The 13,328-nt window shown below is 69.0% G+C and carries 11 protein-coding genes; 7 read left to right on the top strand and 4 right to left on the bottom strand.

Annotated features, from left to right (window positions below; translation table 11 throughout):
• Positions 1-314 precede the first annotated feature (314 nt).
• The 4 genes from E9536_RS17105 to E9536_RS17090 all read left to right on the top strand — a co-directional run bounded on the left by E9536_RS17105 (position 315) and on the right by E9536_RS17090 (position 4,383).
• A complete protein-coding gene (locus tag E9536_RS17105) occupies positions 315-554 on the top strand; it encodes a hypothetical protein (RefSeq protein WP_124546933.1) in 240 nt (79 codons plus the stop codon).
• Positions 555-581: 27 nt separating this feature from the next.
• Positions 582-2,162, top strand: a complete 1,581-nt coding sequence (locus E9536_RS17100) for an amino acid permease (protein ID WP_060170484.1) — start codon at positions 582-584, stop codon at positions 2,160-2,162.
• A gap of 164 nt (positions 2,163-2,326) precedes the next feature.
• Complete coding sequence (locus E9536_RS17095; RefSeq protein WP_136470243.1) at positions 2,327-3,595, top strand: FAD-binding oxidoreductase; 1,269 nt, start codon at positions 2,327-2,329, stop codon at positions 3,593-3,595.
• Positions 3,596-3,708: 113 nt separating this feature from the next.
• Positions 3,709-4,383, top strand: a complete 675-nt coding sequence (locus E9536_RS17090) for a TetR family transcriptional regulator (protein ID WP_027790537.1) — start codon at positions 3,709-3,711, stop codon at positions 4,381-4,383.
• A gap of 75 nt (positions 4,384-4,458) precedes the next feature.
• On the opposite strand, the gene E9536_RS17085 is transcribed toward E9536_RS17090, so the two are convergent.
• Both E9536_RS17085 and E9536_RS17080 read right to left on the bottom strand, forming a co-directional pair.
• A complete protein-coding gene (locus tag E9536_RS17085) occupies positions 4,459-6,249 on the bottom strand; it encodes a phospholipase D-like domain-containing protein (RefSeq protein WP_136470242.1) in 1,791 nt (596 codons plus the stop codon).
• A gap of 105 nt (positions 6,250-6,354) precedes the next feature.
• Positions 6,355-7,113, bottom strand: coding sequence for a DeoR/GlpR family DNA-binding transcription regulator (locus E9536_RS17080; RefSeq protein WP_136470241.1), 759 nt, complete (start codon positions 7,111-7,113; stop codon positions 6,355-6,357).
• Between the two features lie 208 nt (positions 7,114-7,321).
• On the opposite strand from E9536_RS17080, the gene E9536_RS17075 reads away from it, so the two are divergent.
• From E9536_RS17075 to nadE, 3 genes are all read left to right on the top strand, one after another.
• Entirely contained in the window at positions 7,322-7,507 is a 186-nt protein-coding gene (locus E9536_RS17075) for a hypothetical protein (protein ID WP_006480515.1), read from the top strand.
• A 205-nt stretch (positions 7,508-7,712) separates the two neighbouring features.
• Complete coding sequence (locus E9536_RS17070; RefSeq protein ID WP_136470240.1) at positions 7,713-8,582, top strand: DMT family transporter; 870 nt, start codon at positions 7,713-7,715, stop codon at positions 8,580-8,582.
• 211 nt (positions 8,583-8,793) lie between these two features.
• Positions 8,794-9,642, top strand: a complete 849-nt coding sequence (gene nadE, locus E9536_RS17065; RefSeq protein WP_027790533.1) for an ammonia-dependent NAD(+) synthetase — start codon at positions 8,794-8,796, stop codon at positions 9,640-9,642.
• 134 nt (positions 9,643-9,776) lie between these two features.
• Here the strand turns inward: nadE and E9536_RS17060 are convergent, their stop codons facing one another.
• Together E9536_RS17060 and E9536_RS17055 are read right to left on the bottom strand one after the other, a co-directional pair.
• Positions 9,777-11,453 carry a peptidase S1 gene (locus tag E9536_RS17060; RefSeq protein ID WP_059697056.1) on the bottom strand — a complete coding sequence of 559 codons (1,677 nt, stop codon included), beginning with the start codon at positions 11,451-11,453 and terminating at the stop codon, positions 9,777-9,779.
• 75 nt (positions 11,454-11,528) lie between these two features.
• Entirely contained in the window at positions 11,529-13,133 is a 1,605-nt protein-coding gene (locus tag E9536_RS17055) for a S53 family peptidase (RefSeq protein ID WP_124673852.1), read from the bottom strand.
• Positions 13,134-13,328: the final 195 nt, after the last annotated feature.

Genomic DNA, 13,328 nt, shown 5'->3' with positions numbered 1-13,328 from the left:
GATTCGATTGGAGCGCGTTCGCGCGCCCTGTGCAAGCGGATGCGCCGCGCGGCAGGCCCGGTGCGCCGCACGGCGCATCGCGCCGCGCCGCCGCCGGAAGCCCGGCCGGACGGCGCGCTCCCGCCTCGCAAGGCACGATCCATGAAACACATTGTCGGTGGCCACAAGTCGGGCCGCTATTGATATTAACTCACGACTTCATTCCGAAAACGCAACACCTCGGCACGCCGATCCGATGCGCTTGCGCGCCGATATGAGACGTTTCCAAAGCCCGCAGACGGGCACGAGGACGCGTCGCAACACGACGCAAGTTGATGACAATCCTGCATCACCCTGTGCGGAAATATCGTTTGCCGGCCGTGCATCGGGCACACACAATCGTTGCGACGTCGAGGTGCACCGCACCCGGCGCGCCGCCGGCCGCCACAACGGCAGCCGGACGCCTGACGAAGGCGACACGCATCGCGCCCCGGCTCACCGGCGCGCTTTCGCACCGCATCACCGCTGCCCGGCCCGCAGCCGGCAACGCGTCGCGCTTCGTCACCGAAAAATAATCCCGGAGACAGCGCCCAGCGCCCGCCATGCATTCAGATGCCCGCCCCGATTCACCCCGTCCGTCCGGCTCGCCGCCCGCGAAGCCGTCCCTCCACCGTGCGCTGCAGGCACGCCATCTGCGGATGATCGCGATCGGCGGCTCGATCGGCACGGGCCTGTTCGTCGCGTCCGGCGCGTCGATCTCGCAGGCCGGCCCCGGCGGCGCGATGCTCGCGTACATGGTGATCGGCCTGATGGTCTATTTCCTGATGACGAGCCTCGGCGAAATGGCCGCGTTCATGCCGGTGTCGGGCTCGTTCGCGACCTACGGCGCGAAGTTCGTCGACGAAGGCTTCGGCTTCGCGCTCGGCTGGAACTACTGGTACAGCTGGGCCGTGACGCTGGCGGTGGAACTCGTCGCCGCGCAGCTCGTGATGCATTACTGGTTCCCGCACGTGCCGGGCGTCTGGTGGAGCGCGCTGTTCCTCACGTTGATCTTCGCGCTCAACGCGCTGTCGGTGCGCGGCTTCGGCGAAGCCGAATACTGGTTCGCGCTGATCAAGGTGCTGACGGTGCTCGCGTTCGTCGGCGTCGGCCTGCTGATGATCTTCGGGATCATGCAGGGCGGCCCGAGCGCGGGCTGGGGCAACTTCACGATCGGCGACGCGCCGTTCGCCGGCGGCTGGGCGACGATGCTCGGCGTCGCGATGATCGCGGGCTTCTCGTTCCAGGGCACCGAAATGATCGGCGTCGCGGCCGGCGAATCGGAAAACCCGCGCACGACGATCCCGCGCGCGGTGAAGCAGATCTTCTGGCGCATCCTGCTGTTCTACGTGTTCGCGATCTTCGTGATCGGCGTGCTGATTCCCTATACCGACCCGAACCTGCTGAAGAGCGACGTGACCGACATCGGCGTGAGCCCGTTCACGCTCGTGTTCCGCCACGCGGGCCTCGCATTCGCGGCCGGCGTGATGAACGCGGTGATCCTGACGGCCGTGCTGTCGGCCGGCAACTCGGGCATGTACGCGTCCACGCGGATGCTCTACAACCTCGCGGTCGAAGGCCGCGCGCCGAAGATCTTCGCGAAGCTGTCGCGCGGCGGCGTGCCGCGCAACGCGCTGTACGCGACGACGGCCGTCGGCGCGCTGTGTTTCCTCACGTCGCTGTATGGCGACAAGACGGTCTACCTGTGGCTGCTGAACACGTCGGGCATGGCCGGCTTCATCACGTGGCTCGGCATCGCGGTCAGCCACTACCGGTTCCGCAAGGGGTTCCTGAAGCAGGGCTACCGGCTCGACCAGCTGCCGTACCGGTCGAAGTGGTTCCCGTTCGGCCCGCTGTTCGCATTCGCGTTGTGCGCGGTCGTCGCGCTCGGCCAGGATTATCAGGCGTTCCTCTCCGACAAGATCGACTGGGTGGGCGTCGCTGCGACCTACATCGGCCTGCCGTTCTTCCTCGCGATCTGGCTCGGCTACGCACTCGTGCGCAAATGCCGCCTCGTGCGCTACGAAGACATGGAAATCGCGCCGTGGATCGAACGCAACGCGACACCCGAAACCGCGCCGCAGGCCGAAACCGGCTACGCAGGCTACATCGCCCGTCCGGCCAACCCGACGCCGGGCACCTGACCGCGCGAGTCGGCCCGCATCGGCCCGCACCCGCCCACTTCGCACCGGCCGCCGCCCAGTCGCGACGGCCGGTGCCCCGCGCCCCCATTCGACGCGGCGCGCGCGTTCAGGCAAGATCGACGCGCGCCGCCTGTTTTTCCGCCGTTACGAGTCAACGAAATCGCATGCAGAACTTCTACGAAGCCACCGTTACCCGCCAGCCCTACCCGCAACTGACCGGCACGCTCGACACGCAGGTCTGCATCGTCGGCGGCGGCCTCGCCGGCCTGTGCACGGCGCTCGGCCTCGTCGAGCGCGGCGTGCATGACGTCGTCGTGCTCGACAGCGAACGGGTCGGCTTCGGCGCATCGGGCCGCAATGGCGGCTTCGTCTTCGGCGGCTACAGCCTCGACAACGCCGACCTGCTGCGCACGCTCGGCCGCGACGAGGGGCGCCGGCTGTACCGGCTCACCGTCGAGGCAGTCGACCTGATCCGCGCGCGGATATCGCGCTACGGCATCGACTGCGACATCGTCGACCAGGGCGTGATGCTCGCGAACTGGTTCGACGATCCTTCGAGGCTCGACAGCGTGCGCACGCTGATGAAGGACGAACTCGGCGTCGACTGGGAACCCGTTTCGACGGACGCGCTGCGCAAGCGGCTGAAGACGCAGCGCTATTACGGGGGCCTGTTCGAGCCGAACGCGTTCCACTTCCATCCGCTCAAGTACGTGCTCGGCGTCGCGGCGGCCGCATCGCGCGGCGGCGCGCGCGTGTACGAACGCTCGGCCGCGCTCGGCATCGCGCGCGAAGGCGCCGGGTACGTCGTACGCACCGCACAGGGCACGGTGCGCGCGAAGGACGTCGTGTTCGCCGGCGGCGGCTATGCACGCGGCGTGTCGCCGCGCATCGAGCGCGCGGTGCTGCCGATCGCGACCTACGTGATCGCGACCGAGCCGCTCGGCACGCGCCTGCCCGACGCGATCGACGCACCGTACGCGATCTACGACACGCGTTTCGCATTCGACTATTACCGCCCGCTGAAGGACACGCGCATCCTGTGGGGCGGCCGGATCTCCGTGCTCGACCGCGGCCCCGATGCGATCGCCCGCCTGCTGCGGCGCGACCTGCTGCGCGTGTATCCGCAACTGGAAGACGTGAAGGTCGACTACGCGTGGGGCGGGCTGATGAGCTACGCGCGGCACAAGATGCCGCAGATCGGCCGCGACGCGGACGGCGTGTGGCACGCGATCGCGTTCGGCGGCCACGGGATGGCGCCGACCACAGTCGCCGGCGAAGCGCTCGCGGCCGCACTGGCCGAAGGCCGGCCGGTGCCGGAAGGCTTCAACGCGTTCGGGCTCACGCGCACGTTCGGGCTGGCGGGCCTCGCGGCCGCGCAGCTCACGTACACGGCGTACCAGGCCCGCGACGCGCTCGCGTCCTGCCGCCGCTGAGCGGCCGCGGCGGCCGGAACCGCCCTGCCGATTAGAGCGGAAGGTCGGCCGGGCGGGGATTTCCCGCATGCTAGAATGCCTTTTCCACGCCGCCGAAGCCACAATAAAGTCACATGAAAGCAGGAAGCAAGGCCGCCACGTCCGATACCCGCACGCTTCCGTCCGATGCGCGGCGCAAATACGATCCCGAGCAAACCAAGCGCAACATCCTCGATGTCGCCACGCAGGAATTCTCCGCGATGGGGCTCGCCGGCGCGCGCGTCGACGCAATCGCCGAGCGTACCAACACGACGAAGCGGATGCTCTACTACTACTTCGAAAGCAAGGAAGGCCTGTACGAGGCCGTGCTGGAGAAGGTGTACGGCGACATCCGCGCACTCGAGCAGGAGCTGCACGTCGGCGACATGGAGCCGCGCGAAGGCATGCGCCGCCTCGTCGAATTCACGTTCGACTATCACGACAAGCATCGCGACTTCGTCCGCCTCGTGTCGATCGAGAACATCCACGGCGCGAAGTATCTCGAACAGCTCAAGTCGTTCAAGAACCGCAACGTCAGCATCATCAAGACGCTCGAGGAACTGGTCGAGCGCGGCGCGGCGAGCGGCGCGTTCCGCAAGGACATCGACGCATTCGACCTGCACCTGCTGATCAGCTCGTTCTGCTTCCACCGCGTGTCGAACCGCTACACGTTCGGCGCCGCGTTCGGACGCGACCCGTCGGCGCCGCGCCTGCGCGCCCGGCATCGCGACACGATCGCCGACGCCGTGCTGCGCTACGTCGCCGCATAAGCGACGGCGGCGGCCGGTTTCCCGGCCGGCCTCATACCGGGCGCGCGACATCCGCGCCCGTCGCCTTCTCTCAGGTCAGTCCGTCGGCGCGGCCGACGCCAGTGCGATCCGCGCCTTCTCTTCCGGGCTTCCCGCCACGTAGTACTTCTTCGCCCAGCTCGAATCGGGCGCAAGCGCGAGCCGCGCATGCGCGCCCGTGCCCGTGCCGTGCGGCTGCTTCGCATCGATCGCCAGCGCCCGTGCACGATAGTGCTCGTAAAGCCGCAGGAATTCCGCGAGATAGATCGCCGCGATCCGCTTGTCGCGGATCTCGAGCAGGTTCTCGTCGTTGTACTGCTCGGAATTGCGGCTCATGTTCGCCGAGCCCGTATAGACGACCGGATTCGCGCCTTCCGCATCGATCACGATGAACTTGTGATGGATCACGACCGGCGGAAAGGCCGGCGCCGGCTCGCCCGGGAAGAGGCGCAGCTCGGGCTCGAAACCCTGCGGCACGGTGGCCGGCGAGAAATACGCGGCATCGATCACGTCGCGGTTGTCGCGGCTGCGGTGATACAGCTCGAGGTTCGCGAGCGTCGCCGCATCGAGCGTCTGGCCGGCCTGCCGCGCGGCATCGGCCTTCGTCGCGCTGCCGGCGTTGATCCTGTTCACCAGCCCGAACATCATCAGCCCGCGGTCGCCGGCCGCGAAGCACGCGTCGCGCAGCGCCGCGTCGGTCGGCATGAACAGGCAGAACGACACCGAATGCTTCGCGGCCGCGATCGCGGCGACGATCGTGTCGATCTCGGTGCGCTGCCCCGCCGGTTCCGGCGAAAACGCGAGCCGCACCTGTGCGCTGCCGATCGTCATCGGTTCCGACCAGCCCGGCGACAGCCGCGCGGTCGCCGCGATCGGCGGATTCCCGGCCAGCGCATGCGCACGCGCGTTGTAGAGCGCGGCAAGCTCGGGCGAATCGAACGCGTGCAGCACGTTCGCCTGCTCCGTGAGCCCCTCGGTCGTGAAGTTCGCGGAGCCGGTCAGCACGCGCACGGGCGCCGGGTTCGACGCCGCATCGGTCACGATGAACTTGTCGTGCATGATGTGCGTCCGGTCGCGCGGCGCGAGCGTCGCGAGCCCCTGCAGCGCGTCGACGGCCGGCTGGTTCGGCGACGGTAGCGGCGGCTTGCCCTTGCGCGCCGTCGTGTGCGCGTCGTAGACGATCGCGAGCGACGCTTCGCCGTGGGTGCGCCCGAACGCTTCGAACGCGGGCAGCGCCCACAGCGTGTCGGTCAGGTGATAGACGGCCGACGCCGCGCGCGATGCCGGATCGAGCATCTCCGCGAACACCTGCTCCATGTCGTTCGCGAGCCAGGTGCGCAGCTTCAGCGCCTGCGCGTCGCTCGGCGCCGCATTCGGCGCGAGGCCCAGCGCCGCCACCTGCTTCGCGAACGCCTGCGAACTGACCACCGCGCGGTTGAACCACGTGCCGATGCCGTCCTCGACATGGGCGGGCAGCACGACGTCGCGCACGCCGCCTTGCGCGTCGAGTACCTGCAGATTCGCCGGCGTGCCGACGACCGGATAGACGTCGTAGCGAAACGATGCACCGCGATCCTGCGGATCGATGCGTGCGTCCCACCACATGAATTTCTGGATCGGCGCCTGGTCGGTCGGCGCGTCGCCCTGCGTGTGCGCGGCCGGGCCGTCGAACGTCAGGCGGTTCGGCAGCCAGCTGTCCGGCGCGCGCGTCTTGCCGTCGGCCGACCAGAAGCCCGGCGTGCGCCGGATCGCGAAACCGAGGAAATCGGCGCGCGACGCCGCATCGGGCCAGTCGAAGGCCAGCAGGACCAGAGTGGGGGAAAGATAGCTGCGCACGCTGACGGTCATTCGTTGCTCCCTGGCCTGGCGGCCGGTCGAGGTGAATGAGTCAGTCTTGACGGCGGTTCTTCCCGCGGAATGACGGTTCGATGAACCTTGTATGTCCGGCGCGCGTCAGTCGCACACGAGCAACTCGATCCCGCGCGCGGTCAGCGCGCGGCGCACGGCCTTGTCGGGCGCGCGCTCGGTGACGAGATAGCGGGCGGCGGCCGTGCCGTTGATCCGCACCGGCGTCACGCGGCCGAATTTCGAATGATCGGCGACGATCATCGCCGTGCCGGCCGCCGCGATCATCCGGCTGCGCACCTCGGCCGCGAGCCGCGAGTAGTCGGTGAATTCGCCGTCGGGCGTGATGCCGCCGGCGCCGATGAACGCGAAATCGACGTGGTACTGCGCGAGCTGCTGGATCGTGTCGAGCCCGAAGGTGGCGTCCTCGTCGTCGGACAGCTCGCCGCCGAGCAGCGTCACGCGATTGCCGTTGCGTCGCGCGAGCACGAACGCGGTGCGCCAGTCGTTCGTGTAGATCGACAGCCGGTGCCGGTCGGCGAGCGCGAGCGCAACCGCATGCGGCGTGCTGCCCGAATCGATCAGCACCGAGCCATCGTCGGGCACGAACTCAGCCGCGCGCCGCCCGATCGTGCGCTTCGCTTCGGCATTCGCGGCTTCGCGCTCCGACAGGCTCGGCTCACGGCGATCCGCGGCCAGCGCGCCGCCGTGCGTCATCACGAGCAGGCCGCGTGCGGCCAGTGCGTTCAGGTCGCGCCGCACGGTCTCGCGCGACACGTCGAGCGAGCGGACGAGTTCCGCGACCGACAATGCGCCCGACCGTCCGAGCTCCGACAGGATGAATTGATGACGTTGTTCCGCCAGCATCGCGTGTGCGCCCGAGGCGACTGGTAATGGGTAAGCCGCCCATTGTATTACGGCCGTTTGACCGGCATTTGACGGCGGCGGGACGCCGGGCGGGCCGCGTTTCCCGAAAGCGAAATTCTGTATTGCCCGACGCGCGCGAATCGGCGCGGCGCCGGTTGCTACACTTTGCGCTTCGCAGAACGACAGACCAAGCAAAGGGGCTCACGCCATGTATCGCAAAGGCAGTGTGATCGAAATCCAGTTTCCGCCCGAACGACTCAACGACGCGGCCGGCGATCCGTACTGGATCGACCTGACGCTCGACGAGGCCCGCCGGCTCTACGAACAGCTCGCCGCGCGCTTCGCGACCGACGCCCGCGCCAATCAGCCGCTCGACACGTTCTCGATCGACTGATCTCCGCTGCTTCACGCCCGCCCGCTGCGCATGCCGGGCGGCGCCCATCCTGTTCCCGCGGCACCGCCCGGCCCGCACCGATGGCCGCACGTGGTGCACATTCAGCACGCAGCATGAGTGCAGGATTCGACAAGACGCCGGCATCGCTTCCCCCGATACTGGCCGACTTCACGATTCTGTCCGGCCGCATCGCGGCCCGCCATGCATGCTGACCTCGCTCGTCGCCGCCGCTTTCGTCGCACTCTGGTCCACCGGCTTCATCGTTGCGCGGGCCATCAAGCCCTACGCCGATCCCAACCTGTTCCTGCTCGCGCGTTTCGCGGGCACGGCCGCGCTGTTCGGCGCGGTGGCGCTCGTCGCGCGCGCGCCGTGGCCGGCCCGGCGCGAATGGCCGCGCCACCTGATCGCGGGCGCGCTGCTGCAGGGCGTCTATCTCGGCGCGAGCTACTGGGCCGTTGCGCAAGGGCTGAACGCAGGTGTCATGGCACTGCTCGGCGCGCTTCAGCCGCTCGCCACCGCCGTGCTCGCCGTGCCGCTGTTCAACGAGCGCCTGCCCGCACGCGGCTGGCTCGGGATGGCGCTCGGGCTCGCCGGCGTCGCGCTCGTGCTGGCGCCGAAGGTGACGGGCGGTGTCGCGCCGGCGCCGGGCGCCGCGCCTGCGTGGCTCGTCGTCGCCGTCTCGGTGCTCGCGGTCGGGTCGATCACCGCCGGCTCGCTGTACCAGAAGGGCAAGCTCGCGCACAGCGACCTGCGCACGGCGGTTGCCGTGCAGAATTTCGGCGCGGCGATCGTCGCGGCCGTCTTCGTCGCGCTGCTTCACGAAACCCGCTGGCTCGGCGCGCCGGCGCTGTGGGTGTCGCTGGTGTGGGGCGTCGTGTTCCTGTCCGGCGGCGCGGTCACGATGCTGATGTGGATGCTGCGCCGCGGCAACGCCGCGCGCGCGACGTCGCTGCTGTTCCTCGCGCCGCCGCTGGCCGCGCTGCAGGGCTACTGGCTGTTCGGCGAAACGCTCGCGGCGATCCAGCTCGCCGGCTTCGCGCTCGCGCTGGTGGGCGTCGTGCTCGCGCGGCGCTGACGCGCGCCGCCGGGCCGGTGCCCGCGTCGGCGCCGGACGCAGGGATGCCCGTCACGCGGCACCCTGCACCCGCCCGGCGCACCGTGCACCACGGCGATGCAGCCCGTCTCGCCGATGCAACGCAAAACCGCCGGAACGCACGCCCGGCGCGGCACCGCGCCGCGATTGCGCTTATGATGGGCGCCTTGCATTTCGTTCCGGAACTTCCTTCATGACATCCGCCGATTACGCCAGCCGCCAGCGCGCGATCATTGCCGAACTGAACGTTGCCCCGCACTTCGACGCCGAGGCCGAGATCGACCGCCGCATCGATTTCCTCGCGCAATATCTTCGTTCGACCGGCCTGCGGACCTACGTGCTCGGCATCAGCGGCGGCGTCGATTCGTCGACGGCCGGCCGGCTCGCGCAACTGGCGGTCGAGCGCCTGCGCGCCGACGACTACGATGCGCGCTTCATCGCGATGCGCTTGCCGAACGGCGTGCAGAACGACGAAGCCGATGCCCAGCGCGCGCTCGCGTTCGTGCGCGCGGACGAGGTGCTGACGGTCGACGTGAAGCCGGCCGCCGACGCGATGCTCCGCTCGCTGGTCGCCTCCGGCCACGCATTCGACACGCCGGCGCAGCAGGATTTCGTGCACGGCAACATCAAGGCGCGCGAGCGCATGATCGCGCAGTATGCGGTGGCCGGCGCACGGCGCGGCATCGTGATCGGTACCGACCATGCGGCCGAATCGCTGATGGGTTTCTTCACGAAGTTCGGCGACGGCGGCGCGGACATCCTGCCGCTCGCGGGCCTGAGCAAGCGGCGCGTCCGCGCGGTCGCGCGTGCGCTCGGCGGCGAGGAGCTGATCGTGATGAAGGTGCCGACGGCCGACCTCGAGGAGCTGCGCCCGCTGCGGCCCGACGAGCACGCGTACGGCGTGACCTACGACGAGATCGACGATTTCCTCGAAGGCAAGCCGGTCGAAGACCGCGTGTACGAAACGGTGCTGCGCTTCTTCGACGCTTCGCGCCACAAGCGCGCGCTGCCGTACACGCCGTTCGACTGGCCGGCCGCGTAAATCGCGACCGCGGCAGAACGACTGCCGCGTCGCCATCCTGCGCTGCGGGGCCCGGCGACCGGCCGGCAGCGTCGGAGCCCAACCGCCGCGCGCGGCCGTGACGGCTACGCGCGGCCACCCGGCGGCGGGCAACCCTATGCGTGCCCGCCCGTCTTCGACGCCTGCAGCGCGCGAATCCGCATCCGCGCCCCCGTATCGCTCACCGTCGCGTCGTACATCGCCGCGAGATCGCGCTTGAGCGCGGTACGCGAGCCGCCGTCGAGATACACCATGTGCCCCGACGGATAAAAACGCGCGGACAGGTTCTGCCGCACCTTCTGGTCCTCGAGCGGCATCTGCTGCAGGTCGATCACGGTCTGGTAGAACGGCGTGACGAAATCGTAGAAACCGTTCGCCGACAGCACCTTCAGGTCGACGTTCAGCGCCATCACCGCGGCGAGATCGCCGGCCGTATAGAGGATCACGTTCCCCTGCGCATCGATACCCTGCTGCGCGCCGGTCGGATCGATGTGGCTGAAATCCCAGTTCTGGAACGCCTGGTCGTTCAGGTCGGTGAACGCGGAATTCGACGTGAACTTCAGCTGCTCGTTCAGGTAGCTGTTCCACATCGCCGTATAGACGCCCGTCACGGCCGTCATCGTCGGATCGTTGCCGCCCGAGTTCGGGTCGATCTTGCCGGCGATGCCCGACGAGATCCCGGTCACGCGGCCGTCGTACGAGCCGAGCGCGAGCCCCTGCGCATGCAGCAGCGTCGTCAGGAACAGCGAATTGCCGCGCGCGTCGTAGCCGGCGATGTCGAGGCTCCACGATTGCAGCGTCGCCGTATCGATGCCCGTGTATTGCGACAGCTTCTGCACGGCGGCCGGGTTCGCATGCGGGACCGTGCGCAACGCGTTCAGGTAGTCGGTGCGCGCGAACTGCGCGACTTCCTCGACGAACGCGCCGAGATCGGTCGGCGCCGGCGTGACGCCGAGCTTCTTGTGATACCACGCATCGGCCGCCGCGGTCGGCAGCGCGCCGACCGGGTTGCCGGCCTGCCGGTAGTCGAGGATCGACGATTGCAGCGTGACGCCGTTCAGGTCGACACCGTCCTCGTGCAGCTTGTATGCGAGCACGCAGCTGCGTGCGGTGCCGTACGATTCGCCGAACAGGTATTTCGGCGAATTCCAGCGGTTGTTCTTCGTCAGGTAGCGCTTGATGAACTGCTTCAGCGAATCCGCATCCTGGTCGACGCCCCAGAAGTTGCGGTTCTTGTTCGGCGCGACGGCCGCCGAATACCCGGTGCCGACCGGGTTGATGAACACCAGGTCGCTGTGGTCGATCATGCTGTCCGGGTTGTCTTCCATCTGGTACGGCGCGGGCGGCGTGAACCCCGGCATCGACGTCTTGATGCGCTTCGGCGCGAACGAGCCCAGCAGCACGAACACCGACGACGAGCCGGGCCCGCCGTTGTAGAAGAACGTCACGGGCCGCGTTTCTTCCTTCGCGCCGTCGGCCGTGAACGCGACGTAGAAGAGCTTCGCGGCCGGCAGCGAACTGCTCGGGTCGACCGTCACGAGATGGCCGGCCGTCGCCGTGTAGGCGATGCGCTTCCCGTCGATCAGGATCGTGTGATGCGTGATCGCGGCCGCCTCGGTGGTGTCGGTCACCGAATCGTCGGGGCCGTTGCCGTACGCGACCGGATCGAAGAACGGCTGGTCACGGCCGTGGCTCAACGCGACCGGGTTGACGGTCGGCGGCACGCCATGCGAATTGTGGTCGCCGTGATGCAGCGGATACACGCCGCCGGAAGATGCGGAATCGATGCCCATCGTGCTGCTCCTGGAGGTGAGAAAAAGGCGCGGGCAGGCAGCCCGCGCCATGCGGAAAGACGTGTACCGCGGCCGTCAGCTCGACGGCTTGCGCGTCAGGATCGCGGCGAGCTGCGCGCCGTTCGGGCTGCCGAGGCCCGTGCAGGCATCCCAGCCCTGCGCGGCCGCGTAGGTCCCGTTCGAGCCGTGCGTGATGTCGCGCAGCGCACCGGGATTCCTGTAGAGCACCGGATTGACCCAGCCGGCGGACGCACCGCCCGCCGCACTAGCCGCCGCGTTGATCCGCGCGATCAGCGCGGCCCACAGCGGCGCAACCGCACTCGTGCCGCCCATCACCGTGGCCGTGCCCGCGATCGACACTTCGTAGCCGGTCTGCGGCGATGCATCGCCGGCGACGTCCGGCACGCCGCGCTTCGCGAGCGGCACGCGGCTGCCGTCGGCCAGCGTCGCGGCAAGCCCCTGCTGCCACACCGGCAGGTCGAACAGCGTGCTGACGCCGCCCCCGCCCGCGCCGCCGCCGGCCGCCTCGTCGTTCCACGTGACCTCGCTGCGAATGCCCTGCCCGGGCAGCGCGTCGAGCTGCGTGCCGCCGCAGCCGAGCACATACGGGCTCGATGCGGGGAAGTCGACATGATCGGCGCCGTCCTGCAACCCGTCGCCCGAGCCGCTGTCGCCGGAGGCCGCGCACACCGTGATGCCCTGCGCGGCCGCCGCCTGCAGCACGCGGTTGAACGCCTGCGCGGACTGCGCCTGCCAGATCGCCTCCGGGCCGCCCCAGCTGATCGAGATCACCGACGGCTTGTGGGTCCTGTCGCTGACGGCCGCGTTGACGGCCTGGATGAAGCCCGCGTCGCTGTTCGGGGCGAAATAGACGGCGATCTTCGCGGCGGGCGCGATCGCGCCGGCGATCTCGATGTCGAGCGCGACTTCACCGTCCGGGCCGCTCGGATCGCCGGTCGGCGTGTTGCGGCCGGTGCCGACGTTGACGTCGACGAGCGTCGGCGGCTTCGTGATGCCGAGCCCGCGGAAATACTGCTGGATGTCCGCCGCGCGATAGCCGCCGCCGAGCTCGATGATCGCGATGCACTGCCCGGCGCCGTCGCCGGCCGGGAAGCCGTACAGCGATGCGAGCTGGACCGGGGTGAACGTGACGCCCGCCGCGCCGCCGCGCGCGGGCGTGAAAGGCGGCCGCAGCCGGAAGTGCGGCCGCGCCTGCGGACGGCTGTCGAGGCCGAGCACGGCCGTGACGGCGTCGCCGAGATCGTCGGGCAGCGCGATCGGGCCGGAGCGGCCGCGATACTGGCCGATCGACCGATGCTCGAAGCGCTCGAGCTTGACGCCGAACGCGGCTTCGAACTGCTGGATCGTGCCGGACACCACGACGACGCTTTCGACCGGATCGACGCGATCGACCGTCAGCTGATGGCGACGCGCGAAGTCCTCGGCCTTGCGAATGTCGTCGGGATTGGCGGAAAAACGTTGCGCGAAGGTTTCGCGCGACACCGGTTTCGCTTGCGCGTCGCCGGTGGCGAGCTGGTGAAGCAGCGTATCGAGTTGTCCTTCTTCCTGCCGCCGCAACATGATCGTGACGTGGATGCGTTCTGCCGGATCGCACGGCCCGAGGCACTTGGACTCGGCGACGATTCGGGGTTCACGGTCGGCGTGAAGATGCCTTGCCATGTTCAGACCCTCCTTGGTACCGCGTTGCACGGAACAGCCAGGAAATCGGACAGGGCCGGCGGGAGACGGTTCCGTTCGGTCGTTCGGGTTCGCGACAGCGCGAAGTAACAGGGAGTTTAGATCAGTCAGACGATTTGCGCGCACGCCCTTCTGCGGGGGGCGCACGCGCGGGCCGGCGTTGCGCGCGGCCCTCGT

The organism is Burkholderia sp. LS-044, from assembly GCF_004803625.1.
In the GTDB taxonomy this organism is placed as follows: Bacteria; Pseudomonadota; Gammaproteobacteria; order Burkholderiales; family Burkholderiaceae; genus Burkholderia; species Burkholderia cepacia.
This window is presented reverse-complemented; position numbering and strand designations above follow the sequence as displayed.

Coding starts and splice junctions, on each gene's coding strand:
- E9536_RS17105 (WP_124546933.1), top strand. CDS start 315: ATGACAATCCTGCATCACCCTGTGCGGAAATATCGTTTGCCGGCCGTG.
- E9536_RS17100 (WP_060170484.1), top strand. CDS start 582: ATGCATTCAGATGCCCGCCCCGATTCACCCCGTCCGTCCGGCTCGCCG.
- E9536_RS17095 (WP_136470243.1), top strand. CDS start 2,327: ATGCAGAACTTCTACGAAGCCACCGTTACCCGCCAGCCCTACCCGCAA.
- E9536_RS17090 (WP_027790537.1), top strand. CDS start 3,709: ATGAAAGCAGGAAGCAAGGCCGCCACGTCCGATACCCGCACGCTTCCG.
- E9536_RS17085 (WP_136470242.1), bottom strand. CDS start 6,249: ATGACCGTCAGCGTGCGCAGCTATCTTTCCCCCACTCTGGTCCTGCTG.
- E9536_RS17080 (WP_136470241.1), bottom strand. CDS start 7,113: ATGCTGGCGGAACAACGTCATCAATTCATCCTGTCGGAGCTCGGACGG.
- E9536_RS17075 (WP_006480515.1), top strand. CDS start 7,322: ATGTATCGCAAAGGCAGTGTGATCGAAATCCAGTTTCCGCCCGAACGA.
- E9536_RS17070 (WP_136470240.1), top strand. CDS start 7,713: ATGCTGACCTCGCTCGTCGCCGCCGCTTTCGTCGCACTCTGGTCCACC.
- nadE (WP_027790533.1), top strand. CDS start 8,794: ATGACATCCGCCGATTACGCCAGCCGCCAGCGCGCGATCATTGCCGAA.
- E9536_RS17060 (WP_059697056.1), bottom strand. CDS start 11,453: ATGGGCATCGATTCCGCATCTTCCGGCGGCGTGTATCCGCTGCATCAC.
- E9536_RS17055 (WP_124673852.1), bottom strand. CDS start 13,133: ATGGCAAGGCATCTTCACGCCGACCGTGAACCCCGAATCGTCGCCGAG.